Below are 719 nucleotides of genomic sequence, written 5' to 3' on the forward strand. Positions count from 1 at the left end.
TCGAAGAACGCCGGGTCGCTCGCGCGGTTCGCCTGCGCCGCCACCAGCGCGCGCGCCATCTGCCAACCGCACAGCACCACGCCCGCCAGCTTCAGGTACGGCACGCTGCCCGCGAACACCGCGTTCGGGTCCCGCTTCACGTTCGCCACCACGTAATCCACCACCGACGACAGCGCCTTCGCACCCTCCTCCAGCCGCACCTTCATCGACGCGGCCGCCGCGCCGTCCAGCTTGCCCAGCGCCGCCACCGTCTCGCCGACTTCCGCGAGCAGCGCCTTCGCCACCGCGCCGCCGTCGCGCATCGTCTTGCGCCCCACCAGGTCGTTCGCCTGGATCGCCGTCGTCCCTTCGTAGATCGCCAGGATCCGCGCATCGCGATAGTACTGCGCCGCGCCCGTCTCCTCGATGAAGCCCATCCCGCCGTGCACCTGCACGCCCAGGCTCGCCACATCGTTCACCATCTCCGTGCTCCAGCCCTTCACCACCGGCACCAGATACTCGTAGATTGCCTGATGACGGCTGCGCGTCGCCTCGTCCGAATGGCGGTGGGCAATGTCGCTGTGCGCCGCTGCCACGTACGCCAGCGCCCGCGCGCCTTCGGTCAGCGCGCGCATCGTGCCGAGCATCCGGCGCACGTCCGGGTGATGGATGATCGTCACCGACTGCTTCGCCGACCCGTCCACCGGGCGGCTCTGCACGCGTTCCTTCGCGAATTCCGC

The 719-nt window shown here is 70.0% G+C and carries 1 protein-coding gene; it reads right to left on the reverse strand.

Annotation, left to right across the window (positions count from 1 at the left end; all coding sequences use genetic code 11):
* On the reverse strand, positions 1–719 hold a 719-nt coding region (locus HWX87_RS37645), incomplete at both ends, for an acyl-CoA dehydrogenase (RefSeq protein ID WP_176051839.1).

It is taken from the genome of Burkholderia sp. BCC1644 (assembly GCF_902833225.1).
Classification (GTDB): domain Bacteria; phylum Pseudomonadota; class Gammaproteobacteria; order Burkholderiales; family Burkholderiaceae; genus Burkholderia.